Raw genomic sequence first — 24,690 nt, 5'->3', positions numbered from 1 at the left:
ATATGTTAACAGTAAAACAAGGCATTCCACGATGAATACCTTGTTAAGTTGTGAATTCGTTTTGTTAAGCATAAGAATGCAGGCCTGCTAGTACAAGGTTCACCACAATTAAGTTGAACATAATAATTGCAAAACCTACTGCAGCAAGCCATGCAGATTTCTCACCATGCCAACCTCTTGAGAGGCGAAGATGAAGAAACGCTGCGTAAAAGAACCAGGTGATAAGCGCCCATACTTCCTTAGGGTCCCAACCCCAAAATCTTCCCCAGGCTTCTTCCGCCCAAATGGCAGCAAAGATCAAGCCTCCGAGTGTGAAGACAGGAAAGCCAATTGCAACAGCACGATATGCAACTTCATCCAATAGATCAAGCTTTGCATTCTTTAAGAGTGGCTGTATTGCTGCACCAAGTCTCTTACGGAGAACGAGCCTTAGTAATAGATAAACAATAGAGCCAGTTAGAATAGACCAAATTAAGGTATTGAATTTTCTACCTGCATCTGCTCCATGCATCCAGGCTGGTGTCTCAAATAGTGGTTCCATTACATCTTTGGTCAGCAGTGTACCATCTGTCGGCCCTGCGATAGCAGGTAGATGATATTCTGTTGTTACGGTGTTACCACCAGTAGCAGGATAATCAAACTGCGCACTATAATGCATTAAGTTAAATACTACCGTGATGATAATAAAGCCAACGAACAATATAAGAGAATACAATACAACTTCTAGCCACGTTGTATGCTTGCTTTTGACGGTCTGATCAATCTTTTTAATAAGATAAATTAACCCTGCAACAAAGCTGATTGTCAAAATACCCTGTCCAAGAGAGACAGTAGTCACATGAATGTATAGCCAATGACTTTGTAATGAAGGAATTAATGGCGATACTTCTGTAGGGAACATGCTCGCATATGCAATAATAATTAAAGCCACAGGCAATGCGAAAAGCCCTAGTACAGAGATCTTGTATATAAAGTAAATGACAATGAACGCGAATACGATCGTCATTCCGAAAAATGTCATAAACTCAAATAAATTACTTACTGGTGCATGTCCACTGACAATCCATCTGGTGATAAAATAACCTATTTGTGCTATCAAGCCAATGATAGTTAACGTGATCCCAATTCCACCAGCTTTCCCTTTTTTGTTTTTTCCTCGTTTATCTCGGATTGTTGCGGAGAAAAAGATTGTTGCGATCAAATATAGAATAAAAGCAGTGTAAAGTAGTGCACTACTCCACTGTATTAAATCACTCATGAGAAACCTCCTGTTCAACTATTAGTCGTTTATTTCCTGCTGGTCTGCTACATTTTTAATGGTTGTCCCTGAAATTACTTTTTCAATATCCTTCTTAACACCATACCAATTCTTATTCGTATGAGCTGCTAATAATAATCCGCCATCTTTCGGGTTTACCCAAATTCTTCTATGCTGCCAGTACATTCCCTGGATAACACCAATCATAAAGATCGCAGCTCCCAACCCGAAAAATGGTAGAGAGTAATCTTTTCGAACAGTTAACCCACTTGCATCACGCATCTCAAAATCTGTAATTCCAACATTATATTGGTTTTCACCAGATGCATCAATATTCTTTCCAATGCCTAGAAAGCTAATCTCAGGTGTATCACTGTCGGGTGGGTATACAAACATTACAAACGCCGGATTTCTCGGATAATTAGTCTCGGAAGCAGGTGTCCCATCATCTTGTAAATAATAATCCGGATAATAATTTCGCAATTCTACTTTAAAACCATTTTCTAGTTCGTACTCTGATTCCGGATTAGTCAGGTTTATTGTGAACGTATCGAGGGCTTCTTCCTCTGGATCGTCGTTTTTATGAATTTTAAACGACATTTTTTCAAATTCGTTAGCTTGGTATCCTGATTGGTAAACAGAATAGCCATCAAATTTCACAGGATGATTCATTCGTATCGAACCTTCTGCGATCTGCTTCAGCTCTGCTTCAGCACCTGGCAACGGATTATCTTCTGTCTTATATATAGTGACATCTGTTTGGTAATTACTAGGTACATCCGCTCCTTCTAACGAGATGGCATCACGAAAACGTTCATCATTTTCATCATATGTTTCTAGGATAAAGTCCTGATTCTCAATGTAGTATTCTCCATCGGTTCCCGGGATGACCAATTGTTCACCTTCTCTTACCCATACATACTCGTTCGTATAGAAGAAAGGTGTTGACCGCAGGATAGCAGCAATTAATATAATGATTAATCCAATATGGTTAACATATGGGCCCCATCTTGAAAAACGGCCTTTCTCAGCAAGTATGTACCCCTCTTCGTCCCTTACTTTATAACGCTGTTTTTTCAAATTCTCTTTTAACGTTACCAAATCCTCGGTCGGAACGTTGTCCGACTTACTGAACAAACGTTGTCGACTCAAAAAGGACTCATGTCGTTTTGCCTTTTGATGTCTAAGCGCTTTGAATAAAGGAACAAACCTGTCAAGACTCGCAATCACAAGCGACACACCTATTAGTCCTATAAGGATCATATACCACCAAGAGCTGTATAAGTGGTGAAATCCCAATTGGTAATATATAAGGCCTAAAATTCCATATCGGTCTTCATAGAAAAACTCAGGAGCTCTATTCGGCGCATCTGCTGGTATGTATATTTCTTGCGGGAATATTGAGCCAATCGCCGAAGAGACCAAAGCTATAAATATAAGCCATACGCCTACTTTCACGGAAGAAAAAAAGCTCCAAATTTTATCCACTATAGATTTATTATAGGTTTGCGATCGTCTAGCAGTTCCGTCATAACGCATATTAAGTAGATTTTTCTCGTCATTTCCTTCGATATGCTGGTTCCCCTCAATAGGCTTCCCACATGCTTCACACAGGATTGTACCTTCAGGGTTCATATGCCCGCAATCACACTTCGTTTTTTTCATAAAAATCCCTCACAATTTGTAATCACTATCACGATGCATTTGGTTGTATATCCTGTAAATGTTTTTCTAAGGATTCCAGTGACAATGCTCCTTCCACAATATGTTCTATTGTGCCGTCTGGGTTAATAAAGAAAGTACTTGGTATCGGACCAATCTTATAAAGGTCTTTCACTTCGCCTGCTGCATCGTAAGGAATGGGAAATGTCAGATTGTAATCATCAATAAACCTATTCACAACTAACTCGGTTGCATCTAAGCTTACAGCGATGATCTCGACTCCTTTTTCTTTGTATTCAGGATAGAGTTGTTCCATATAAGGCATTTCCTTCTTACATGGTTTACACCAAGTTCCCCAGAAATTCAACATAACGCCCTTGCCTTTGTAGTCGCTAAGCCTAAAAGATTCCAAATCATTATTATGGCTAATTTGATTAAGCATGAAATCTGGTGCCTGATCACCCACATCATAAATTGTATTATCTTTTTGCAAATTAGAAACTAATGCGAAGATAAGCGCAATAACCAATATGGCAAGGATGCTAATTCTGAAAATAAAGCGGTTTCTCTTTTTGTTCTTTTTCGTTTTCTTTGCTTGATCCCGACTCAAACAGATCACTCCTCCAAGTAATTATTATACCATTAGACCTGGAAGCTAATTTTGACTATTATCTTACAATTTCAACGCCAAATTTCGCATCTGTTTAACTTCTTTTGGCGTCAATGCGCGATATTTCCCTGGCTGTAGTCCATCAAGATTTAAAAGACCATATGATTCCCGTTTTAGCTTCTCAACAGGGTAGCCTAAGCTCTCCATCATTCTTCTTACATGGCGGTTCTTTCCTTCGCGTAGAGTTAATTCAAGTAGCATAGAGTCCTTTTTCTTATCTACGGAAAGAACATTATACTGAACTGCTTTTAATAAGTCTTTGTCGGATTTTACTCCTTTTTTAAGCTGTCCTAATTCTGTCTTAGTTGGTATGCCTTTGAGCTTGGCAACATACACTTTATCGACCTCATATTTTGGATGCATTAGTAGGTTAGCGAATTCGCCATCATTTGTTAAAAGCAAGACCCCGGAAGAATCATAGTCCAGTCTACCAACAGGGTAGACACGTTCAGGGATGCCTACAAGTAGATCTGTTACAACTTTTCTATCTTTATCGTCTTTAACACTGGAGATAACGCCCCGTGGCTTATAGAGTAAGTAGTAAACCAACTCTTCCTTCACCAATGGAACCCCATCCACTTCAATGCTATCACTCGGCGTTACCTTTGTACCAAGTTCCGTTACAACCCGGCCATTCACCTTTACTTTTCCTTCCGTTATAAATCCTTCTGCTTTTCTTCTTGAGGCAAGACCACTTTGGGCAATAACCTTTTGAAGACGTTCATTCATGTTTGACATTTATATCACCATTTCCTTTTGTATCGAACCATTTAACATGGCGTGAGACTTACGCTAACTTACTTGTCCAGAACTTGTTTGACTATTGCCAGGTTTCTAAAGATGTGAGTTAAAACGTTCCCAAGCAATTGTACCATATATTATAAACTAAAAATAATTCTTAAACACATAAAGAGAGTAACATTTATAGAACAAAACTCGGTTTCCAAATTAGAAAAGTAAAAAAACCGAATGACCTTCGACCTTTAAAATTACTAGTCGAACCCACTCGGCTTTTTTACGCTATGCAGTTTTCAAAGTGAAAATTGAAAGAAAGCTTTTATGATACATCTGCATGTCTTTAACCAAATACGAGCCTTACAACGATGATAGAAGCAACTATCCCAATAACATCTGCCAACAGGCCAACCTTTAAGGCATAGCGCATTTTCCGTATTCCGACTGCACCAAAATAGACAGTTAATATATAGAGTGTTGTATCAGTGCTCCCCTGCATGGTTGAAGCAAGTCTACCAATGAAAGAGTCGGGACCGTGTGTTTGAATTAGCTCCGTAGTCATACCTAACGCTGCTGTTCCGGAAATTGGTCTAACAAGAGCCAGTGGTATAATATCGGGCGGGATACCTATTAGGCTTAAAAGGGGAGCTATCAGCCCAATAAAGGCTTCCATGGCCCCTGATGCTCGGAGAATAGAAATTGAAACAATCATTCCAACCAAAAAAGGAAGTAAAGAAAAGGCCATTTTGACACCCTCTTTCCCTCCCTCTACAAACGTTTCATATGCAGGCACTTTTTTCCACGATGCTACTAGTAGTACAATTAAAATAAAGGACGGTATGAGCCAAACGCTGACAGAGGTTACAATTCCCATTTACTTTCCCCTCCGATTACTTCTATAAAAATAGAATCTATCAATTAAAATCGCACTTGTAGTCGAGATAATAGTAGCTATGATAGTAGTACCAACTATTTCAGTCGGTGATACAGAGTTATATTGCATGCGAATTGCTATTACTGTTGTAGGAATAATTGTAAGGCTGGAGGTATTTAGGGCTAAAAAAGTAATCATAGAACGAGAGGCTGTATCTGTACCACTTAGTTGCTTCATTTGTTCCATTGCCTTTATTCCCATTGGAGTTGCTGCATTACCTAATCCAAACAGATTAGCTGTTAAATTGGATAGGATATATCCCATTGCTGGGTGATCCTTTGGTATTTCAGGAAAGAGCCTACTCACCAACGGACGAAAACCTTTGGCAAGAATCCGTAGAATCCCCGCTTCTTCTGCAACTCGCATAATTCCCAACCAAAACACTAGCACACTAATAAGCCCAATTGATAGGGTAACTGCTTCACTAGAGCTTTGAAAAATAGCTTCATTTACTTTATCCATTGTCCCCGCAAGCATGGCATAAACAATCCCGATAATAGCCATACCTGCCCATATAAGGTTAACCATATTATGGCCATCCCACTATGTCTTGAAAAATATCTAGAGTACTTGTAAAAAAATTATCTCTTTGTTTTACTTCGTCTTCTTTATAAATAAATACTTCGCCAATTTGATCTTCATTAAAATAGTAGACCTTCTTGCCGATAATATTATCCTCTGACTTAGATTGATCTTTTAGAATGTAATTTTGCTGCGTAATGAGCGATCGTTCTGATTTTGCTAAAGGAAAATGTATTTCTGATGCGATATGACCAACAATAGGCTCCTCGAAATCAGGCAACGTATAGGCAGCTTTTCCTTTATCATCAATCGTCTCAAGGGAATAATTTTCAAACCCCCATTCAAACATTCCTATATGATCTTGCCAATCATTAGGGGCATTTAATGTTACTGCAATCAGCTTCATACCATCCTTTTCTGCTGAACTTACTAGTGTTCTTCCTGTCTTTTTTGTATAGCCAGTTTTCCCGCCAATACAGTATTCATACAATTGGGTTAGGAGTTTATTCTTGTTTTGCCAGCTGTACGTCCTACTTTTGGAAAGGTATGACGTTGCTCCTGTAATCTCTTGAAACTTCTCATTATCCATCGCATATTGCATAAGGATTGCCATATCATAAGCTGTGGAATAGTGGGTATCTGAATCAAGACCATGCGGGTTATCAAAGTGCGTGTTTGTCATCCCAAGCCATTTAGCCTTCTCATTCATAAGATGAACAAATCCCTCTTCACTTCCCCCAATATGTTCTCCTATCACAACAGCGGCATCATTCCCAGAACGTAACATCAAACCATAAACCAGGTCTTCCACAAGCATTTTTTCCCCTTGCTCCAAGTAAATAGATGATCCTTCTGTATGTATTGCCTTTCTGCTTGTCTTTGCCATTTCTCCCATTTTCCCAGACTCTATCGCTACGATCGCCGTCATGATTTTCGTAATGCTAGCAATAGATTGTTTTTCATGCGCTTTCTTTTCAAATAAAACCCTGCCAGTAGACTGTTCAATTAAGATGGCATTATTTGCTGAAACTCCTGGTGCTGCTTGTCCAGCAATTGGGTATAAAAAAACAATTATAAAAAAGATAAGAAGTGTAGATATAAATCTCATAGCAGGCTTCCTCCCACAGGTTAGGTGTCTGTATAGTCTATGCATGTCTACATTAGTTATGACATGTAAGTATTCAACAAAAACTAACTATAAGAGGATCCTGCTTATTAAAATAACAGAATTAATCTATACAACTTAAAGATTAATAAAGTGCCCACTTTAGTTTTTTAGCTTTAGAAAATCTCTCATTCACATTTTGCCAGTTAACAACATTCCACCAATTTTCAATATATGATTCTTTATCCGTTTTATATTGTAAATAGTAGGCATGCTCCCACATATCCAAAACAAGCAATGGAATAATATCTGCTATTTGAAACAGTTGATGTTTCTCAAATGATTGTACACCAAGCCTTCCATTTCTCGGATTCCAATACAGAACAGCCCACCCATCACCCTCAACAGAGGAAGCTGTATTACTAAAAAGACTTTTGAATTTCTTCCACGTACCAAAATCTTTTTCAATTTGTTTTAATATTTCTCCAGAAGGTTTCTTATCTGAATTAGGAGTCATATTAAACCAAAAAATAGTGTGGAGATTATGGCCAGAGCCATGAAACGCTTGTTCTCTCAGCCAGTGCTTTACGAGACTCTTATCAGGCTGTTTTACATATAGTTCGTTTTCTGCTTTATTAAGCCCATCGACATATGCTTGATGGTGCACATCATGATGCAATCGCATGATTGCTTCACTTATATAAGGCTCCAATGCATTATAATTATAGGGAAGCTGAGGAAGCTTGTGTTTTCCATACCCAACCTGTTCGGTATTACTATTATTTTTGTGTTTCATTGACAGGACGATCCGTTGGGCATCCTCTTGCAACACGTTAATAATCTCATCATCAGGAGTAAGTTCACGGCTTGTATTGACTTTAACATCTTCTATCCATGTTTCTAACTGTTTTTTTAAGCTATCCTTTTCTTCAGCGCTGATTTCTAGACTATCTATTTTCCTTTGGACTTCTTCTCCCCACACCAGTAATTCTTGTAAGTAATTTTGAATTGTACTCATATCATCACCTCGCTGTAGCATATGCCCAGTAAATAAGATTGGTGAAACAATAACTAGTCTGGAGTTAAACAAAAAAAGCTGGCCATTATGCCAGCTTTTTTAATTAGATGGTTCATCTTCTTTCAATTGTTCATTAAATCTCTCAAAAAAAAGATCAGCCTCTTCTTCTAATTCACTATTTGATTGCCCTTCCGGTAATGGAGGAAGGTCCTCAAGGGACGTTAACCCAAAAAATGTTAGAAATTCCTTGCTTGTCCCGAATAAAATAGGTCTGCCTATACTGTCTTTTCTTCCAACTTCTTCGATTAGCATTCTTGCCACGAGAGTTTGCACAGGACGATCACTCTTTACCCCACGAATTTCTTCGATTTCAGTTCGAGTAATAGGTTGCTGATAAGCAATTATGGCTAATGTTTCCAACGCCGCCTGTGACATTCGAGTGGAATGGGGTGTTTCAATAAACTTTTGATAATACTTACTATGTTCCGGTTTTGTCGTAAGATGGTAGGATCCATGTGAGTGCATCAACATTATCCCACGTTCTTTATTCTCATAATCATACTTCAACTCTTCTAGTATGGTATGCACAGAGGCCTCTGTTATTTCAAGAATATTCGATAGCTGTTTAACCGTAATTCCTTCATCTCCACTTGCAAACAATAGGCCCTCCAATATTGCTTTCATTTGCTGAATTTCCACTGCTATTCCTCCATATAGTGAACGAGTAAAGCATCAAAATGCCTCTCTTGTTCACAAAACACTTTCCTAGACTTCATTAATTCTAATAATGCCATAAACGTTATGACAATATGAGTTCGTGACTGGTAAGTGAAAAGTTCATCAAAATAGACGCCTTCTCGTCTGTCACGAACAAGCTCTATGACCTCATCCATTCGCTGTTCAATCGGTATCTCAGCTCTCTGAACCTTAGTATCAAGCGGTTCTTTCCATTTTTTCCGTTCCATCATTTTCCCTAAAGCCCCGAGCATGTCATAAATAGTTAATTCACCTTTCACTACTTTTGGAGGACTTTGTGTAAGCTCCTCAAATATAACAGGAGATCTTGTAAACAAATGACTAGATTCCTCTTCTTTCTGCTTTAGCTTTTCTGCTGCATCTTTATATTTGCGATATTCAATTAATCGATGCATCAGTTCCTCTCTTGGATCTTCTACATATTCATCCATCTCTTCATCTATTTCCTGTTTCGGTAAGAGCATTTGACTTTTAATAGCGACTAAAGTCGCTGCCATTACTAAATACTCACTGGCGATATTCAAATCCAGCTTCTGCATTGTGTGTATGTAGTGCATATACTGTTCTGTAATCTGTGCTACAGGGATATCATTTATATCAATTTCATATTTATTTATTAGATGCAACAGCAAATCAAGCGGTCCTTCAAATGCCTCCAGCTTAACCTGATAAGCTTCGCTCATAAGCAAACTTCCTCTCATGAATAATGAAAATAAAAAGCAATGTAACATCCGCCCAAACAACTTGGAGCATTTCATCATACGTTATTAACGTAAGATAAATGTTACCATAAAACATTTATGTTAAGAAGAAAAAGGAGGAATTTCATTATGAGTAATAGTTATGGCGGAGGTTTCGCGTTAATCGTAGTATTGTTTATTCTTTTAATTATTGTTGGTGCTTCTTGGTTCTAAGATTCTAGCGAAACCCAAAATTGCATCGCTAAAATATTTCCTTAATGGAAAGAAGAAAAAGGCCAGCCTCTAAGGCTGGCTTTTTTTGATGGTATGATTTATTCTATATCATCGTCACACTTTGTGTAAAACTGTTGAATCTCATCAGCAGCACAAACCGCGTATTTTTCCTCATAAAGCTTCGACACTTCATTTACCATTTTCTTGCCAATCCCCTGATTTCTGTGGGAAGGATTAACAGAAATATGCTGAATGACAGCATTAATATCCTCTTCCAGTCTTACTCCAACAGCTCCCAGTACATCATCAGCTTCTTTCCATAAGAAGAGATGCCAATCAGAATTCGTCTCGTATTCTTTTATTGTGCTCTGGAGTTTTTTTACGTCTTTTTCTTCAGGCATAAAAGATAAAAGACCCATTGCAATCTTCTCCAGACTTTTTTTGTAACGAATTAACATAGATACCCCTCATTAACAAAAAAGCTCCCAAATGTCTTTTAGTTCGCTATTTTGCTGTTATTTTTATGACCGATTACGGCTGATTTGTATCCTAGGTTTCGGTTACCCAAAAGGTGTTTATATATATTTATGCACGATATGACAGCAATTGTCAAATCAGCTAGTTTTTTTTATCCTATTATGTATCATCATGAACAATTAACAGAAAATGCATACATTAGCTGTTCATTTTATCTTTGTGCACAATCGTTTCAAGTATATTGTATCCGTCAGACTTCTGATTTTTCAACTTAAATGGTACTAAATTAATAATGACTAACCAGAGATTAAATAAAGCGAACAAGTGTAAGTAATCGCTTTTAAAATGACTCTGTAACTCCCAAACAGAAAGGAATACAACAACATTGACAAAAGGCCCGAATATACTAATTATGAATCTTTCAAAACGACTAAAAGGTGTGACTCGTTCACTATTTGCATATCCCCCCATGAAATATCCCGCATGAATAATGAAATGGAGTTTGCCGGGAGAGTATTCGATCACTCGCTTCCCCCGGCCAATAATTAGGTAAACAAGTTCAGCCTTAAAAATAATTCCTGCTATTGCATGTCCAAGTTCATGTAAAAAAATACTAATTGGTGCTGCAACAAACAGGAGAAAGGTTATGAGATAAATATCCACCATTTCGAACTCCCTAAGGTAGGATTGGGCCTACGCGGTTATTCAGAAAATACCTTAACCTCTTTCATTACATCCCCATTTTTCATTGCTTTCGCATGTTCTATTCCAGACGTAACTTGACCAAACACTGTATGTACGCCATTTAGATGTGGTTGTGGCTCATGAACAATAAAGAATTGACAGCTTCCCGTGTTTTTCCCCGCATGTGCCATAGACAGACTGCCTTCGACATGCTTATGAGGGTTTCCTTCCGTTTCACAATCAATTGTATAACCTGCAGAACCAGTACCATTTCCAGTAGGGCAACCACCTTGGCTAACAAAACCATCAATTACACGGTGGAAAGTTAAACCGTTATAAAACTCTTCATTAGCAAGCTTTTCAAAGTTAGCTACTGTATTTGGAGCCTCGTTCGGGTATAATTCAAATTCTATTTTATTGCCATTTTCCATTAGGAAATATCCTTTTTTAGTCATGTTTGCATCTCCTTTAAATTTAATAAACCACGACAAGTTTATCATTTAATCTATAAATTGAAAAGCAATTACAAGTAAGACAAATCGTTCTTAACTACGTCTTGATAGCTTTCTCTTTTTACGACAAGCTTTGCTTCTTTATTTTCCACAAAGACTACAGCAGGTTTAGCAAACCGGTTATAGTGGCTTGCCATGGAATAACCATAAGCACCAGTGGAAAAAATTGCTAATAGATCATTAGTTTGTACTTCTGGTACCGGCAAATCCCAAATAAGCATATCACCAGATTCACAGCATTTTCCAGCAACGGAAACTTCTTTTATAGGAGTTTGGTCGGCTTTATTTGCAATAACTGCTTCATACTTTGCTCCATATAAAGCAGGTCGTAGATTATCTGTCATACCTCCATCTACAGATATATACTCTCTTATGCCAGGAATCGACTTCATTGAGCCAATCGTATATAAAGTAACGCCGGTATTTCCGACTATTGCCCGTCCTGGTTCGATCCAAATTTCCGGCAGAGGAATATCCATTTTTTCTGATTGTTTTCTAACCTCTTCCACTAGTGCATAGACATATTGTTCATATGGTATAGGCTCATCCTCGGAAGTATAACGGATTCCAAATCCTCCTCCCAGGTTCAAGACTTCTGGAATATAGTTGTCGTTTCGCTTCCATTTGGCTAGCTCTGCAAATAATATTTCTGTAGCACTTAGAAAGCGGTCTGTTTCAAATATTTGTGAACCAATGTGGCAATGTAATCCTTTAAAGCGAATAGATGGATACTTTTTAAGGAGTTGGAAAGCTTCATCGGCCTGACCGTTTTTTAAATTAAAGCCAAACTTTGAGTCCTCGTTCCCCGTCATAATATACTGGTGGGTTTTTGAATTGACACCCGGAGTAACGCGCATTAGAACATCCATTTCTTTATTTTGCAGATCTAGGAGTTCTCCTAGCAGTTCAATCTCATAAAAATTATCCAAGACGATACATCCGATATTTTGTTCTATTGCCATTTGTAGTTCTTGTCTGCTTTTATTATTTCCATGCATATGGATTCTTTCGGATGGAAATCCTGCTTCAAGCGCGGTATAAAGTTCACCTTCTGATACAACATCAAGGCAAAGCCCTTCCTGTTGTATTACTTGGAGCATTGCAATGGATGAAAATGCTTTACTCGCATACGCTACTTTTGCATTAACACCCAATTCTTTGAAAGTGTTAACAAATGAACGAGCATTCTTTCTTATGAGGGAAACATCATATACATATAATGGTGTACCGAAGTCATGTGCCAAGCTTAGGGCATCTACTCCTCCAATTTCTAGATGGCCATGACTATTAACAGTAAATGGGTGTCTATCGATGATCATAAAGCGTCCTCCGTTACTAAATATAATTTAAAACTTTATCATAATAAAGCTGAATTGAAAAGAGGACAAGACCAAGACTTATCGCAATAGTGGCTTTTAATGCAAAAAAATTTAAAAGTTGTTTGGTAATTGTTATCTAAGCTACGTATTTTTCTGCTATTGCTATGTTTAAAGCGAATGACTATAAAGATGCCGAGCAATATTCCTACTTTGTCTAAAAGTATCGAATGATCGTTCGGCATTTTCGTAACTATTTCAAGTGTATTAATCTCACCTTCCAACTTGGAAAGGTAGATTATTTTTTTGTTGGCTGACGGTAGTTATTTTTCGGATGTACTATACTTGGCCTGTTGTTCGAGTATGGTACAGGAATACGGAAGATAATCTGTAGCATAGCTTTTGGATTGAAAGGCAAAAAAGGCCACAAATAAGGGGTCTTAATTGATTTTAGATTAACAAGGTATATAATATGAAGCGTTATCCCGATCACAAACCCAATTGCGCCAAATAAACCAGTGAAAATCACCATTATAATATTGACTACTTTATTTGCAACACTTAGTTCGTAACTTGGAGTAACGTATGACCCTATCGCACTGATTGATACATAGAGAATGACTTCTGGACTAAACATCCCCACATCAATTGCTATTTGGCCTATTAACACGGCTGCAATTAAACCCATTGAAGTGGATAAGGGAGTCGGTGTGTGGATGGCAGCCATTCTCAAAAATTCAATCCCAATAACAGCCATCACAATTTGGATCGTAATTGGAATATTTCCTTCCTCATTTGGCCCGATAAAAGCAAGTGCTTTCGGAAGAATCGTAGGGTCGAGTACGAAGAGTAACCAAAGTGGCAAGAGATACATGGAAGCAAGGATTGCTAAGAAACGGATCCATCTTACAAATGTTCCAATCGCTGGTGCCTGTCTATACTCTTCAGCATGCTGTAAATGATGAAAAAAAGTAGTTGGCAATATGATTGCACTCGGGGAAGTATCAACCAAAATGAGGACATGCCCTTCAAGTAAATGATTTGCAGCGACATCTGGTCTTTCCGTATACCTGACAAGAGGATATGGATTCCATTTTCGATCAATGATAAACTCCTCAATGGTTTTATCTGCCATACTAATACCGTCAATTTCAATCTCCTGTATTTTCTTCTTGATTAAATGGACTAGTCCTTCATCTGCGATATCCTTTACGTAGCTTACGCAGACATCTGTCTTCGATCTTTCACCGACCTTAAGCATTTCGTGTCTAAGCCTTGCATCCCGTAACCTTCTTCTCGTTAGGGCGGTATTTTCGATAATATTTTCAGTATAACCATCTCGAGAACCACGGATAACGCGCTCTGTATCTGGTTCTTCTGGTGTCCGTCCTGGGTAGTGACGAACATCGACAACATAGGCAAATCTTTCTCCATCAATAAATACAACAATAAGTCCAGACAAAACCTGATCTACTGATTCATCCATCGTTTTAACCGATTCAACCTGTTGATGTAAGAGACGATTTTCAATTATTTCAGGTAACTTCTTACTGTTGGATTCGTGATCATTTAAGTTAACCAGTTCCTTCAAAAGGTCCTGAATAATAAGAGAGTCACACAATCCTGTTAGATAATAAACATGCACTTTCCTTTTTAATATAATAACTTCTCTAAAACCGAGGTCAAATGAAACGTCCATTCCAAGACGTTTTTCCATATAAGCTTTGTTTTCTTTTATATTTGCTGCAATTTCTATTTTATCATCTTTTTGACGCATGCTTTCACACCTTCCACCAGCAGAATTACTTTACAAAATAAATCCATTGAAAAAGTGACCCTGCGACTTTTCCAAATAAAATAGCCATTAGCATCCACAAGAGATAGCCATCCATCCCGATCCTTTTAGATAAAATCGGGAATACATTCAAGACTTCAGTTAGAGCTGCGGCTAGCATTCCATTAAATATTCCATGAAATAGCCCCCAAATGACTAAGAATAAAAGAGGCTGCTCCCAGTTTATCGATGTAAAGGATAAATAGGTTCCAAACAAACTTCCTGCGATAACACAACCAATATATACTTTTAACATTTTTCCAGTTTTACTCAATTGTATTAATCTTGGTATAACGCCTAAAACAGTAAGAAAGGCAACAAAACCTCCTCCTACAGCCATTCCGCTTGATAGTCCGATAACTACTTGTATTAGATTAGTCAAAAGGCTTACGATCATTTAATTCGCTCTCATATTGAATGACGTAATTGTCAAGGTCTTGCTGATATTTATAAATTTCAACCTCAAGCGGACTTGGTTCCTCGTTAAACCGTCTGTTAAACCAGTGATTAAAAAACAGTAGCATCCCTAACCCTAATCCTAGAGAATAAGGTATTTGTATCCATAAAGGATATTCATTTTCCTTACCTGTTAATAGAAAATGTAATTTCTGTTGTACCTCCTGCATGCTTACATCATAATGAAAATTCATTAACGTCATTGCGGTACCAATAAACAGAATGAGCCAGACTACTGTTGCAAATAAAACGTTAGGCGACTTACTTTTTTTAAGGATGCGGATGATCGTTTGCTCCGGGCCAATTAACTGAAACTCCATATCTTCAAACAGTTGACTTAAATGGTCAATAATAACAAAACCATCAATTATTACGATCGATTGGTCCTTTTTGGACAGACGGTAGATTGGTACGGATTCTAGCTTTTTCTTCCATACTGGTTGTGCAGAAATATGAGCGATATCTTTTAGCTTTAATTCCTTTAGTGTCGTAATTTCTAAGTGCTTCTTCATTCTCAGGTAAATCATCTCACTCACAGCTAATCACCCTCTACCAGAATCGTTTATAATGTATTATTTACAGAACAATGGTTTTTATGATTGGTAATTTAAAAAAGCATATTGCTGTAAATTTATCGAGGCGTGTAATATGAACAAAAAAACCGAGCAACCACTCGAATCTTACTTCCCGGGGGGTTCAGTACCCTCATAAGAAACGAATGGTTGTTCGGAATTAGCGTTAGCACTACTTATTGTGCAACCTGTTTAAAAATATTGTCATGAAGTAAAGTCTAAGTTTACTTTCATATCATGTAAAATTTTCTTCTCTAATCTCGAGACTTGTACTTGTGAGATTCCTAGCCGCTCAGCTACTTCAGACTGTGTTTGATCTTTGTAGTAACGCAGGTATACAATTAGGCGCTCCCTTTCATTCAGACAACGAATAGCTTCTTGCAAGCTAATCCTGTCAAACCACCTTGTATCCTGATCAGCAATTTGATCAAGCAAGGTAATTGGATCCCCATCATTTTCAAATACGGTTTCATGAATAGAATGAGGTGACTTTGCCGCTTCCTGTGCATGGACAATATCTTCCGGGGAGAGCTCCATAGCCTCTGCTAATTCTTTAACAGTAGGTGAACGACCGAATTTTTTTGTCAGCTCGTCTTTTTTTCTACGAATTTTATTACCCGTTTCCTTTAAAGACCTGCTTACTTTGACACTGCCATCATCGCGAATAAAACGTTGAATTTCTCCAATAATCATGGGCACAGCATAGGTAGAAAAGCGAACATCATAGGACAGGTCAAACTTATCAATTGATTTAATTAAACCAATACTACCAATCTGAAACAAATCATCTGGATCATAACCACGATTAATAAAACGCTGTACAACTGACCACACTAAGCGTACGTTCTTTTCAACTAGTATATCCCTAGCCAGTTTATCACCCTGCTGACTAAGTTTAATATATTCTTTAACCTGATCATCTGTTAGTGTTTCTTTCCGCTTCTGGCGCTCAACATTTACATTCATAGGCACCCCACCTCTATTTACAAACAGACTTTGTTTTGGCGAGCTGCTTTGTCATATGAACTGTAGTTCCTTTGTCGGGTAAGGAGATAACTTCCACTGTGTCCATAAAGTTCTCGATAATGGTAAATCCCATTCCAGAACGTTCCATATCTGGTTTGGAAGTATACAGTGGCTGTCTCGCTTCCTCAACATCGCCTATTCCAATGCCATCATCCTTTATCGTCAACTCTATCCCATCTTCTGTGATGGTACAGGAAATAAAGATCTTTTGATTCGGATCATTATTGTACCCGTGAATAATGGAATTTGTGACAGCCTCAGAAACGACTGTCTTTATTTCAGTTAATTCGTCCATCGTAGGATCAATTTGTGTTATAAAAGAGCCCACCGTAACACGCGCAAAAGCCTCGTTCTCACTAATGCTAGAAAATTCCAAAGACATTTCATTTCTCATGAAGCCACCCCCAAAGTCATTAAGGCAAATGATTCGTTCTCCTCTAATCGAACGATTTTAAACAAACCAGACATCTCGAATAGGCGTTTAATAGGTGGCGATACAGAACAGACAACCATTTCTCCGCCTAACTGTAACACCTCTTTATATCTACCTAATACAACTCCAAGTCCAGAACTATCCATGAAGCTTACATCTTCAAGATTTAGAATGACGTGCTTCACCGGATTCGTATACATGGTATCCTTCCACTGATCACGCAGTCCTTCTGCCTCATGGTGATCCAGCTCTCCGGACAATCGAACAATTAGTACTTCTTCTTTCACTGCAAAGTTTGCCTGAAGACCCATCTGTATTCCTCCTTATTTATCCTTCATGTACTTCTTTTTCTTCATTACTTGCAATAATTCCTGCATGATGACAAAAGAAGAAGGAAAGGTACTAAATCAGTGGATATTAGTCAAACTTCACCAATTTCTGCAACGATCTTTTCATTAATGTATAGTAACTTGCTTTTTCAATTGTTTCTTTTACGGTTAGTTGTGATTCTGATAACACGTTGTCTCCATCCTTTACGATTAAAGTTCCAACATGATCTCCTTTTTTTATAGGCAAGACTAGGTCTTGCTTCATTTTCACCTCAGTTGTAATATTATCAACTGAATCTCCTTTTGCATGCAGAGTACTAATGGATTCAGAAGCAACCACCTCATTCTGCTTTTTCTCAGCCTTAGTCAGTCGAAGTGTTGTGATTACATCTCCTTTTGCAAAAAGCTTGTTCGTTTGAAATTTATTGAAAGCATAATCAAGCATCTCAGATACAGATGCGTTTCGTTCTTTCGTTGTTTTTGCTCCCATCACTACTGCAATAACCCGCATTCCGTCTTTCTCAGCAGTCGCAGTTAAGCAGTATTTTGCCTCATTGGTAAAGCCCGTTTTAAGTCCATCTACACCTGGATAAAAACGAACAAGTTTATTTGTATTAACCAGCCAAAATTCATTTTCCTGACCTTTTCTTAAGTAGTCCTCATAAACAGAAGTGTAGTTTGTTATAGATTCGTATTTTAGTAATTCTTTTGCGATTATCGCCATATCGTATGCTGTACTATAATGATCATCAGCAGGGAGACCAGTAGTGTTTTGAAATTTTGTATCCTTTAGCTTTAATTCTTTCACCTTTTTATTCATCAAGCTGACAAATTCTTCTTCACTGCCAGCAACTCTTTCAGCCATGGCTACACTAGCATCGTTTCCAGAGGCTATTGCTATTCCTTTCAGCAGATCATTTACAGTCATTTCCTCTCCCGCTTCCAGGAAAATTTGTGATCCACCCATGGAGGCAGCGCGCTCACTTACCCGAACCGTCTCATCTAATTTCAAGCTTCCCTTTTCTAACTGCTCCATGATTAAAAGTAATGTCATAATTTTAGTCATGCTCGCAGGAGGAAGCTTTTCATGTGCGTTTTTGTCGAATAAAAGCTTTCCTGTATCACGTTCTAATAAAATGGCTGAATCAGCACCTTTAGCAAGGTTTGCTTTGCTATTGTCACTACTTTTTTCTTCTGCTGCTACTGGTATAGTCATTGCAAAAACACATAAAAGCACGATGCTTAGTAGTACAATTTTTTTCATAGCTATCCCTCCAACAATCAATATATAGTTAGGATTGACAATCATAAGTGTATTTATACGCACTAACATTTCCTTGATTGCGGATACAAACTACAGAAAATTGACTGAGTATTTTTGTTGATAGCTATTTAGAAAAAAAGAGCATGGCCTTATGTACAAGGCCATGCTCTTGAGAAATTACTTCCTATGTTGCTTAAGAAACAGTTATTTTGTTATAGTATCATATACTAACGTTGGTGCAGGTACATTTTCACTAGCTATTACAATGCTATCATATAGTTTAGCGCGGACTTCATCAACATTTTCCTGATTAGCATGAATTGTTAGTAACGCTTCGCCCTCTTTTACGCTATCACCGATTTTCTTATGAAGAACAATACCAACAGCAAGGTCTATTTCCGAATCCTTTGTTGCTCTACCTGCTCCTAACATCATTGCGGCAGTACCAATATCATCGGCAATGATTTTCGAAACCGTACCGGCTGATAAACTAGGTAATTTTATCTTGTACTCTGCTTGTGGCATGTTTTCAGGATGATCTGCGACAGATGCATCTCCACCTTGTGAAGCAAGAAAAGTTTTAAATTGCTCAAAGGCTTTCCCATTTGCAATGCTTTCCTTTAATTTCTCTCTTGCTTCCTCCATATTTTCAGCCTTATTAGCTAAAACAACCATCTGACTTCCTAAAGTAAGACAAAGTTCGGTTAAATCTTGGGGACCTTGCCCCTTTAATGTATCAATTGCTTCATTAATTTCAAGCGCGTTGCCGATTGCATACCCAAGCGGTTGGCTCATATCAGAAATTACTGCCATCGTTTGTCTACCTACTCGATTCCCTATTGTCACCATTGCTTCAGCAAGCTTTTGGGCATCTTCTAAGTTTTTCATAAATGCCCCAGCGCCTGTTTTAACGTCCAGCACAATTGCATCTGCTCCTGATGCAATTTTTTTACTCATGATAGAACTTGCAATCAGAGGTATGGAATTGACGGTTGCCGTAACATCGCGTAAACCATATAGCTTTTTATCAGCTGGTGTTAGATTCCCTGACTGGCCGATTACAGCAACTTTATTTTGATTTACAAGTTCAATAAACTTCTCGTTGCTTATTTCCACGTGAAAACCGGGGACTGCTTCAAGCTTATCTATCGTTCCTCCTGTATGGCCGAGACCTCTTCCACTCATTTTTGCTACTGGTACACCAACAGAAGCTACCAATGGTGCAAGGATAAGCGTAGTCGTATCACCAACCCCACCAGTGGAATGCTTATCTACCTTTACGCCAGAAATCTCAGATAAATCTATTTGATCTCCTGATTCCACCATAGCGGAAGTTAGATTTGCACGTTCCTCCACAGTCATATCTTCAAAATATATCGCCATTAACAACGCACTTGCTTGATAATCTGGAATTTCTCCATTGGTATACCCGTCAATAAAGAAATAGATTTCTTCTTTTGTAAGTTCATGACCATCTCGTTTTTTTTCAATAATGTCATACATTCTCATTTTGATCACCTCATTTTATGATAGTGGTAATGTCTGAACAATCTGTTTCACAAACCGTAAAAAGTCTTCTCTTACTTTTTCAGTTGTTTCGATTACCTCTGTATGGGTCAAAGGTTGATCCAATATACCAGCTGCCATGTTTGAGATACATGAGATTCCTAAAACACGAAGCCCTGCATGACCAGCAACAATCACTTCCGGTACGGTAGACATACCAACAGCATCTGCCCCTATCGTACGTAGCATCTTAACTTCAGCAGGTGTTTCATAGGAAGGACCAGTATTTCCAGCATATACACCTTGACGTACTGATAGCCCTAATTCGTTAGCACATGCTAGTGCACACTTAATAAATTCCCTATCATAAACTTGTGACATATCCGGAAAACGTACCCCTAAACTATCATCATTCTTTCCGATTAGTGGATTATCACCCATATTATTAAGGTGATCTGAGATAATCATTAGATCTCCAGGGTTATACGTTTCATTTACTCCTCCGGCAGCATTTGTCACAATCACAGCCTCTATTCCAAGTTGTTTCATGACACGAACAGGAAAGGTTACTTGTGTCATGCTATAGCCTTCGTAGTAATGAAATCTTCCTTGCATTGCAATAACTTGTTTCCCTTCTAAGGTGCCAACTACAAGCTGGCCCTTATGACCAGAAACAGTGGACACAGGGAAATGCGGAATCTCTTCATAGGGTATATTCACTGGGTTTTCTATTTCTTCACCCAACACACCTAAACCAGACCCAAGGATTAAACCTAGAGTTGGCTTTGCTTCCAATTTATCTTGAATAAATGCTGTAGCTTCTTTTAATTCCATATGATTCATCATGTCATCCCCTTAATTTTTTATATCTTTTAAAAAGCTTTCACCATGTTCTAGTGTAGCCACTTCAAAATTAGCTGCAATCGTTGCACCAATGTCAGCAAATGTCTTTCTTACCGGGAGTTCTGTAGCTTCTGTTATTCCGGTGTGATAAGCCAGTAATGGCACGTATTCACGTGTATGGTCAGTTCCATGATGGACTGGATCGTTCCCGTGGTCAGCTGTAATCAATAGCAAGTCATCTTCTTTCATTTTCCCTAACACTTCTGGTAGCCTTGCATCAAACGCTTCTAGTGCCTTTCCATACCCCTTGGGGTCACGTCGGTGGCCAAACTTGGCATCAAAATCCACCAAATTCAGAAAACTGATGCCAGTAAAATCTTTGTCCATGCTTTCCACTATTTTAGTCATGCCATCTTCATTGTCTGTCGTCCTAATCGCTTCAGTGACACCTTCTCCATCATAAATATCCGAAATTTTCCCTATCGCAATTACGTCATATTTCTGATCCTGCAATTCGTTCATCACTGTATGTCCAAATGGTTTAAGAGCATAATCATGGCGATTAGAGGTTCTTTCGAACGCACCAGGTGAACCAATAAACGGTCTTGCTATCACACGGCCAACCATATATTTTTCATCAAGTGTTAACTCTCTGGCTATTTCACATATACGGTACTGTTCTTCAAGTGGAATAATCTCTTCGTGTGCGGCTATCTGTAGTACCGAGTCTGCAGATGTATAAACTATAAGAGCTCCTGTGTCCATATGTTCTTGCCCAAGTTCATCGAGGATTTCTGTGCCCGATGCAGGTTTGTTACCGATTATTTTACGGCCAGATTTCTCTTCTAATTCATTAATTAGTTCATCAGGAAAACCTTCAGGGAAAGTACGGAAAGGTTGCTCGATGTGTAGACCCATAATCTCCCAGTGCCCTGTCATCGTGTCTTTTCCATTAGACGCTTCCTGCATTTTCGTATAGTGGGCTTTCGGCTTTTCTGCCTTATTAATACCTTTAATTTCTCTAATATTACTTAATCCAAGTGATCCCATATTCGGCATCTTAAGCCCATTCATATGCTCGGCGATATGTCCGAGCGTATCTGCACCCTTGTCATTAAATTTTTCAGCGTCTGGTGCCTCGCCAATCCCAACTGAATCCATTACGATTAAAAATACACGTTTAAATTTTCCCATGTTGATACCTCCTGTACATTATCTTCCCATATTTCTGCTGTTATATGTTTATTTTCGTTAGCTATGTATACTTGTGATTCAACCCACTTGTAGGATGTCAGACAACTAAAACTGTAATTAAGCTCTGGGATGATAAGAATCATAAATATCTTTTAATCTAGCTTTTGTAACATGTGTGTAAATTTGGGTGGTAGAAATGTCAGCATGTCCTAGCATTTCCTGCACTACACGCAAATCTGCCCCATTCTCTAATAAATGGGTTGCAAAGGAATGGCGTAATGTATGTGGTGTAATACTTTTCTTTATCCCTGCAGTTTGTGCAGACGCTTTTAGTACTTTCCAGAAGCCCTGTCTGCTCAGTGGCCGACCATGTTGGTTTACAAAAACAGACTGGTCGTCCTTTTTATTTTTAACTAGAGTCGGTCTTGCCTGGTGTAAATAGGTCTCGATTGCTTTAATTGCCACATTGCCTAGTGGGACGATCCGTTCTTTCGATCCCTTTCCGAAACACTGGACGAAACCCATCGTTAGATGCAAGTCACCAATTTTTAGTGAAAGAAGTTCACTCACCCTTAACCCTGTAGCATAAAGCAGTTCAAACATCGCTCTGTTTCGAATATGCAACGGGGAAGCAGCAGGAATTTGTAGAAGTGTTTCAATATCCTTCAATGACAAAATGTCAGGAAGCTTCTGATCTTTCTTAGGCGTTTCAATATTAAGACTAGCATCCTGGTTAACCAATTGTTCTCTAACAAGGAATTGATGGAAGGATCTAATGGATGATACATGTCTGGCAATTGTTGCAGAGGATTTATTATCATCCTTTAAAATATGTAAGAAGCCAACAATATCGGAGCGCCTTATTTGATTCCAATCCGTTTTTTCTAGTACTTTTTCCGTATAGTATAGATAATGAGAAAGATCTCGATTATACGACTGCAATGTGTTATCTGAAAGTCCTTTTTCTATGCGTAAAAAATGATAATAATCCTCTAAAGCATCTTTCAGCATCCGATTACTCCCCCAAGCGAAAAAATAGATTTAATCTGTCTAGCAGACTTGATTCTTGTTGAAACACTTTTACTGCAGGGCCATCCGGTTGATCATAACGATGGAATTCTTCATACTCCGTATGCATAGCTTTAAGCCCGAAATAAAATAAACAGGTGCAGGCAGTAAAGATAATGAAAACCTTTAACGTGTCCCATACTAATCGTTTCAAATGTATAACTCCCCTTCTGTTACCTTCTATTATTAGAAGATATGCCAAAAAAGATTAACATTATACATAGAAACATAGAAGTTTTAAAAAGAACACTGCCTACAATTTACCCTTTTTAATAGCTTTTGTAAATGCTTACTTATAGTTAGCAAATCAAAAATGCCTTTCTTCAGCTGAAAAAAGGCAACAGGACTATTTTTTCAATGTAGTGGTTCCTTCATGACATTTCCTACATATGCCGTGGAAAGTCAATCGATGATCTTTTACTTGAAATCCCCAGTCTCGCTCAACAATTTTTTCTACATCACCCAATAAGTCATTTTCAATTTCTTCAACTGAACCGCATTCTATACAAACAAGATGGTGATGGAAGTGTTCTGCGCCTTCTTTTCTTAGATCATAACGAGACACACCGTCGCCAAAATTAATCTTATCTACAATCTTTAGTTCTGATAATAACTCTAATGTACGATAAACTGTTGCCAAACCGATCTCAGGTGCTTTTTCCTTTACCAGTAAATAGATATCTTCTGCACTCAGATGGTCTTCTTCTCTTTCAAGCAAAACCCTAACCGTGGCTTCCCGTTGTGGAGTAAGCTTATAGCTCTGTGCATGGAGCTGTTTTTTTATTTGGTCTATGCGATGTTCCATGGCAGGTTCCCTCCCTCGTATCCCATCTTTATTATAGGCATCGAATTAGAACGTGTCAAAATATAATTTGATTATTATTTTATATTTATAATTATTATAGTTTAAGTTTTATTATTGGTAAAATGATTTGACTATATATGTCATCGCTTCATTCGATACATAGGTCTCTAATAAAGCTGCTGCGAATGAAAGGATCAAGAGAAAACCAAATATCATAGCATATCTCCCAAAAGGCTGGAAGACTGGTTGCGATACTTTACGAGTAAATAATTTTCCCAGCAATTTTAGAGAAAAGATCATTGCTAAACTACCCGCAACAATATATATAGGTATAATCAGAATATTTTGTGGTGCTATGGAAAAAGTAGCTAGTAAAAAGCCATCCATTCCTAGTTGATTTACGATAAACCCAACTGAAAATCCTACGACAAGGCCTTTAATAAACAATAAGATCCATACAATCGGAAGCCCGATTACGGACAACCCAAGTATAAATAGTAAGAGTAGATATTTCACATGATAGAAGAAACTATTTTTTAAGATCGTTGTATTTTCAGTTAGTTGCTGATTGTGAAGCTGACCGAAAAAACGTTCCAAATAAAAAATGAGATCCTGTTTTTGAACGACACTCATACTATTAACTAGAATGGCACCAAATACGATCCCTGTCATAAACAGGATAATCATAAACAAGTAGATGGTGGCATGATCTTTTAGGTGGTCTGTAATAATAGCTCTATTTTTATACATTCCGAATCCTCCATTCAAGAGATACTGCTATACTAAAAACTATGAAG

29 protein-coding genes are annotated in these 24,690 nt (G+C 38.1%); 1 reads left to right on the top strand and 28 read right to left on the bottom strand.

The features are described from left to right. Positions 1–64 precede the first annotated feature (64 nt). The 10 genes from ccsB to AC6CHS_RS02460 all read right to left on the bottom strand — a co-directional run bounded on the left by ccsB (position 65) and on the right by AC6CHS_RS02460 (position 9,343). The gene (gene ccsB / locus AC6CHS_RS02505) at positions 65–1,258 is read right to left on the bottom strand and encodes a c-type cytochrome biogenesis protein CcsB (RefSeq protein ID WP_498233866.1); all 1,194 of its coding nucleotides are present in this window, start codon (positions 1,256–1,258) and stop codon (positions 65–67) included. Positions 1,259–1,279: 21 nt separating this feature from the next. Next, positions 1,280–2,923 (bottom strand): cytochrome c biogenesis protein ResB, encoded by a 1,644-nt coding sequence (resB, locus tag AC6CHS_RS02500; RefSeq protein ID WP_498233864.1) that lies wholly within the window; start codon positions 2,921–2,923, stop codon positions 1,280–1,282. Positions 2,924–2,951: 28 nt separating this feature from the next. Next, positions 2,952–3,530, bottom strand: coding sequence for a thiol-disulfide oxidoreductase ResA (gene resA, locus AC6CHS_RS02495; protein WP_498233863.1), 579 nt, complete (start codon positions 3,528–3,530; stop codon positions 2,952–2,954). A 63-nt stretch (positions 3,531–3,593) separates the two neighbouring features. Then, positions 3,594–4,328, bottom strand: coding sequence for a pseudouridine synthase (locus AC6CHS_RS02490; protein ID WP_498233861.1), 735 nt, complete (start codon positions 4,326–4,328; stop codon positions 3,594–3,596). 340 nt (positions 4,329–4,668) lie between these two features. After that, a complete protein-coding gene (locus AC6CHS_RS02485) occupies positions 4,669–5,199 on the bottom strand; it encodes a spore maturation protein (protein ID WP_498233860.1) in 531 nt (176 codons plus the stop codon). Continuing rightward, positions 5,200–5,787 carry a nucleoside recognition domain-containing protein gene (locus AC6CHS_RS02480; RefSeq protein ID WP_498233859.1) on the bottom strand — a complete coding sequence of 196 codons (588 nt, stop codon included), beginning with the start codon at positions 5,785–5,787 and terminating at the stop codon, positions 5,200–5,202. It abuts the gene before it with no gap. 1 nt (position 5,788) lies between these two features. Further along, entirely contained in the window at positions 5,789–6,889 is a 1,101-nt protein-coding gene (locus AC6CHS_RS02475) for a D-alanyl-D-alanine carboxypeptidase family protein (protein ID WP_498233858.1), read from the bottom strand. A 142-nt stretch (positions 6,890–7,031) separates the two neighbouring features. Then, on the bottom strand, positions 7,032–7,904 hold the full coding sequence (locus AC6CHS_RS02470) for a superoxide dismutase (RefSeq protein ID WP_498233857.1): 873 nt from the start codon (positions 7,902–7,904) through the stop codon (positions 7,032–7,034). 99 nt (positions 7,905–8,003) lie between these two features. Further along, complete coding sequence (gene scpB, locus AC6CHS_RS02465; protein WP_498233855.1) at positions 8,004–8,603, bottom strand: SMC-Scp complex subunit ScpB; 600 nt, start codon at positions 8,601–8,603, stop codon at positions 8,004–8,006. Between the two features lie 2 nt (positions 8,604–8,605). Next, positions 8,606–9,343 (bottom strand): segregation/condensation protein A, encoded by a 738-nt coding sequence (locus tag AC6CHS_RS02460; protein WP_498233854.1) that lies wholly within the window; start codon positions 9,341–9,343, stop codon positions 8,606–8,608. Between the two features lie 147 nt (positions 9,344–9,490). On the opposite strand from AC6CHS_RS02460, the gene AC6CHS_RS02455 reads away from it, so the two are divergent. After that, positions 9,491–9,574, top strand: a complete 84-nt coding sequence (locus AC6CHS_RS02455; RefSeq protein ID WP_036572750.1) for a YjcZ family sporulation protein — start codon at positions 9,491–9,493, stop codon at positions 9,572–9,574. 98 nt (positions 9,575–9,672) lie between these two features. Here AC6CHS_RS02455 and AC6CHS_RS02450 read toward each other — a convergent pair whose 3' ends face one another. The 18 genes from AC6CHS_RS02450 to spoIIM form a co-directional block, all read right to left on the bottom strand. Continuing rightward, positions 9,673–10,032, bottom strand: a complete 360-nt coding sequence (locus AC6CHS_RS02450; RefSeq protein WP_498233852.1) for a GNAT family N-acetyltransferase — start codon at positions 10,030–10,032, stop codon at positions 9,673–9,675. Positions 10,033–10,249: 217 nt separating this feature from the next. Beyond that, complete coding sequence (locus AC6CHS_RS02445) at positions 10,250–10,717, bottom strand: site-2 protease family protein (RefSeq protein ID WP_498233850.1); 468 nt, start codon at positions 10,715–10,717, stop codon at positions 10,250–10,252. Between the two features lie 35 nt (positions 10,718–10,752). Further along, complete coding sequence (locus AC6CHS_RS02440) at positions 10,753–11,190, bottom strand: peptidylprolyl isomerase (protein ID WP_036572746.1); 438 nt, start codon at positions 11,188–11,190, stop codon at positions 10,753–10,755. 68 nt (positions 11,191–11,258) lie between these two features. After that, complete coding sequence (lysA, locus tag AC6CHS_RS02435; RefSeq protein WP_498233848.1) at positions 11,259–12,566, bottom strand: diaminopimelate decarboxylase; 1,308 nt, start codon at positions 12,564–12,566, stop codon at positions 11,259–11,261. Between the two features lie 295 nt (positions 12,567–12,861). Beyond that, a complete protein-coding gene (locus AC6CHS_RS02430) occupies positions 12,862–14,340 on the bottom strand; it encodes a spore germination protein (protein ID WP_498233846.1) in 1,479 nt (492 codons plus the stop codon). Between the two features lie 25 nt (positions 14,341–14,365). Next, the gene (locus AC6CHS_RS02425) at positions 14,366–14,794 is read right to left on the bottom strand and encodes a stage V sporulation protein AB (RefSeq protein ID WP_498233845.1); all 429 of its coding nucleotides are present in this window, start codon (positions 14,792–14,794) and stop codon (positions 14,366–14,368) included. Then, positions 14,772–15,380 carry a stage V sporulation protein AA gene (locus AC6CHS_RS02420; RefSeq protein ID WP_498234547.1) on the bottom strand — a complete coding sequence of 203 codons (609 nt, stop codon included), beginning with the start codon at positions 15,378–15,380 and terminating at the stop codon, positions 14,772–14,774. Before AC6CHS_RS02420 ends, AC6CHS_RS02425 begins: the two co-directional genes overlap by 23 nt. 249 nt (positions 15,381–15,629) lie before the next feature. Then, positions 15,630–16,391 carry an RNA polymerase sporulation sigma factor SigF gene (gene sigF, locus AC6CHS_RS02415; protein WP_498233843.1) on the bottom strand — a complete coding sequence of 254 codons (762 nt, stop codon included), beginning with the start codon at positions 16,389–16,391 and terminating at the stop codon, positions 15,630–15,632. Between the two features lie 13 nt (positions 16,392–16,404). Then, positions 16,405–16,845, bottom strand: a complete 441-nt coding sequence (gene spoIIAB / locus AC6CHS_RS02410; RefSeq protein ID WP_498233841.1) for an anti-sigma F factor — start codon at positions 16,843–16,845, stop codon at positions 16,405–16,407. Next, the gene (spoIIAA, locus tag AC6CHS_RS02405; protein WP_036572737.1) at positions 16,842–17,195 is read right to left on the bottom strand and encodes an anti-sigma F factor antagonist; all 354 of its coding nucleotides are present in this window, start codon (positions 17,193–17,195) and stop codon (positions 16,842–16,844) included. Before spoIIAA ends, spoIIAB begins: the two co-directional genes overlap by 4 nt. Before the next feature lie 106 nt (positions 17,196–17,301). Beyond that, entirely contained in the window at positions 17,302–18,477 is a 1,176-nt protein-coding gene (locus AC6CHS_RS02400; RefSeq protein ID WP_498233839.1) for a D-alanyl-D-alanine carboxypeptidase family protein, read from the bottom strand. A 204-nt stretch (positions 18,478–18,681) separates the two neighbouring features. Continuing rightward, positions 18,682–19,986 carry a pyrimidine-nucleoside phosphorylase gene (locus AC6CHS_RS02395; RefSeq protein ID WP_498233838.1) on the bottom strand — a complete coding sequence of 435 codons (1,305 nt, stop codon included), beginning with the start codon at positions 19,984–19,986 and terminating at the stop codon, positions 18,682–18,684. Between the two features lie 15 nt (positions 19,987–20,001). Then, on the bottom strand, positions 20,002–20,826 hold the full coding sequence (locus AC6CHS_RS02390) for a purine-nucleoside phosphorylase (protein WP_498233836.1): 825 nt from the start codon (positions 20,824–20,826) through the stop codon (positions 20,002–20,004). Between the two features lie 12 nt (positions 20,827–20,838). Then, entirely contained in the window at positions 20,839–22,020 is a 1,182-nt protein-coding gene (gene deoB / locus AC6CHS_RS02385) for a phosphopentomutase (protein ID WP_498233834.1), read from the bottom strand. 117 nt (positions 22,021–22,137) lie between these two features. Next, positions 22,138–23,031 (bottom strand): site-specific tyrosine recombinase XerD, encoded by an 894-nt coding sequence (xerD, locus tag AC6CHS_RS02380; protein ID WP_498233832.1) that lies wholly within the window; start codon positions 23,029–23,031, stop codon positions 22,138–22,140. Positions 23,032–23,035: 4 nt separating this feature from the next. Continuing rightward, complete coding sequence (locus AC6CHS_RS02375; RefSeq protein ID WP_036572728.1) at positions 23,036–23,242, bottom strand: YqzK family protein; 207 nt, start codon at positions 23,240–23,242, stop codon at positions 23,036–23,038. A gap of 192 nt (positions 23,243–23,434) precedes the next feature. After that, positions 23,435–23,893, bottom strand: coding sequence for a ferric iron uptake transcriptional regulator (gene fur, locus AC6CHS_RS02370; protein ID WP_379549911.1), 459 nt, complete (start codon positions 23,891–23,893; stop codon positions 23,435–23,437). Positions 23,894–24,004: 111 nt separating this feature from the next. Then, positions 24,005–24,643: a stage II sporulation protein M gene (spoIIM, locus tag AC6CHS_RS02365; RefSeq protein ID WP_106896867.1), complete on the bottom strand. Its 639-nt coding sequence runs from the start codon at positions 24,641–24,643 to the stop codon at positions 24,005–24,007. Positions 24,644–24,690 lie beyond the last annotated feature (47 nt).

The organism is Oceanobacillus sp. GQ8, from assembly GCF_059758495.1.
The sequence above is the reverse complement of the archived record's forward strand: the minus strand, read 5'-3'. Positions and strand labels throughout refer to the sequence as shown.

What these genes read in the sequence shown, in the direction of transcription:
- deoB (WP_498233834.1), bottom strand. Translation starts at nt 22,020, where the DNA reads ATGGGAAAATTTAAACGTGTATTTTTAATCGTAATGGATTCAGTTGGG.
- resB (WP_498233864.1), bottom strand. Translation starts at nt 2,923, where the DNA reads ATGAAAAAAACGAAGTGTGATTGCGGGCATATGAACCCTGAAGGTACA.
- spoIIAA (WP_036572737.1), bottom strand. Translation starts at nt 17,195, where the DNA reads ATGGGTCTTCAGGCAAACTTTGCAGTGAAAGAAGAAGTACTAATTGTT.
- spoIIM (WP_106896867.1), bottom strand. Translation starts at nt 24,643, where the DNA reads ATGTATAAAAATAGAGCTATTATTACAGACCACCTAAAAGATCATGCC.
- AC6CHS_RS02480 (WP_498233859.1), bottom strand. Translation starts at nt 5,787, where the DNA reads ATGGTTAACCTTATATGGGCAGGTATGGCTATTATCGGGATTGTTTAT.
- AC6CHS_RS02440 (WP_036572746.1), bottom strand. Translation starts at nt 11,190, where the DNA reads ATGACTAAAAAAGGATATTTCCTAATGGAAAATGGCAATAAAATAGAA.
- AC6CHS_RS02450 (WP_498233852.1), bottom strand. Translation starts at nt 10,032, where the DNA reads ATGTTAATTCGTTACAAAAAAAGTCTGGAGAAGATTGCAATGGGTCTT.
- AC6CHS_RS02395 (WP_498233838.1), bottom strand. Translation starts at nt 19,986, where the DNA reads ATGAGAATGTATGACATTATTGAAAAAAAACGAGATGGTCATGAACTT.
- AC6CHS_RS02400 (WP_498233839.1), bottom strand. Translation starts at nt 18,477, where the DNA reads ATGAAAAAAATTGTACTACTAAGCATCGTGCTTTTATGTGTTTTTGCA.
- AC6CHS_RS02455 (WP_036572750.1), top strand. Translation starts at nt 9,491, where the DNA reads ATGAGTAATAGTTATGGCGGAGGTTTCGCGTTAATCGTAGTATTGTTT.
- AC6CHS_RS02470 (WP_498233857.1), bottom strand. Translation starts at nt 7,904, where the DNA reads ATGAGTACAATTCAAAATTACTTACAAGAATTACTGGTGTGGGGAGAA.
- spoIIAB (WP_498233841.1), bottom strand. Translation starts at nt 16,845, where the DNA reads ATGAGAAATGAAATGTCTTTGGAATTTTCTAGCATTAGTGAGAACGAG.
- AC6CHS_RS02445 (WP_498233850.1), bottom strand. Translation starts at nt 10,717, where the DNA reads ATGGTGGATATTTATCTCATAACCTTTCTCCTGTTTGTTGCAGCACCA.
- lysA (WP_498233848.1), bottom strand. Translation starts at nt 12,566, where the DNA reads ATGATCATCGATAGACACCCATTTACTGTTAATAGTCATGGCCATCTA.
- xerD (WP_498233832.1), bottom strand. Translation starts at nt 23,031, where the DNA reads ATGCTGAAAGATGCTTTAGAGGATTATTATCATTTTTTACGCATAGAA.
- AC6CHS_RS02420 (WP_498234547.1), bottom strand. Translation starts at nt 15,380, where the DNA reads ATGATTTACCTGAGAATGAAGAAGCACTTAGAAATTACGACACTAAAG.
- AC6CHS_RS02390 (WP_498233836.1), bottom strand. Translation starts at nt 20,826, where the DNA reads ATGAATCATATGGAATTAAAAGAAGCTACAGCATTTATTCAAGATAAA.
- AC6CHS_RS02460 (WP_498233854.1), bottom strand. Translation starts at nt 9,343, where the DNA reads ATGAGCGAAGCTTATCAGGTTAAGCTGGAGGCATTTGAAGGACCGCTT.
- AC6CHS_RS02485 (WP_498233860.1), bottom strand. Translation starts at nt 5,199, where the DNA reads ATGGGAATTGTAACCTCTGTCAGCGTTTGGCTCATACCGTCCTTTATT.
- ccsB (WP_498233866.1), bottom strand. Translation starts at nt 1,258, where the DNA reads ATGAGTGATTTAATACAGTGGAGTAGTGCACTACTTTACACTGCTTTT.
- AC6CHS_RS02430 (WP_498233846.1), bottom strand. Translation starts at nt 14,340, where the DNA reads ATGCGTCAAAAAGATGATAAAATAGAAATTGCAGCAAATATAAAAGAA.
- fur (WP_379549911.1), bottom strand. Translation starts at nt 23,893, where the DNA reads ATGGAACATCGCATAGACCAAATAAAAAAACAGCTCCATGCACAGAGC.
- AC6CHS_RS02425 (WP_498233845.1), bottom strand. Translation starts at nt 14,794, where the DNA reads ATGATCGTAAGCCTTTTGACTAATCTAATACAAGTAGTTATCGGACTA.
- sigF (WP_498233843.1), bottom strand. Translation starts at nt 16,391, where the DNA reads ATGAATGTAAATGTTGAGCGCCAGAAGCGGAAAGAAACACTAACAGAT.
- AC6CHS_RS02490 (WP_498233861.1), bottom strand. Translation starts at nt 4,328, where the DNA reads ATGTCAAACATGAATGAACGTCTTCAAAAGGTTATTGCCCAAAGTGGT.
- AC6CHS_RS02475 (WP_498233858.1), bottom strand. Translation starts at nt 6,889, where the DNA reads ATGAGATTTATATCTACACTTCTTATCTTTTTTATAATTGTTTTTTTA.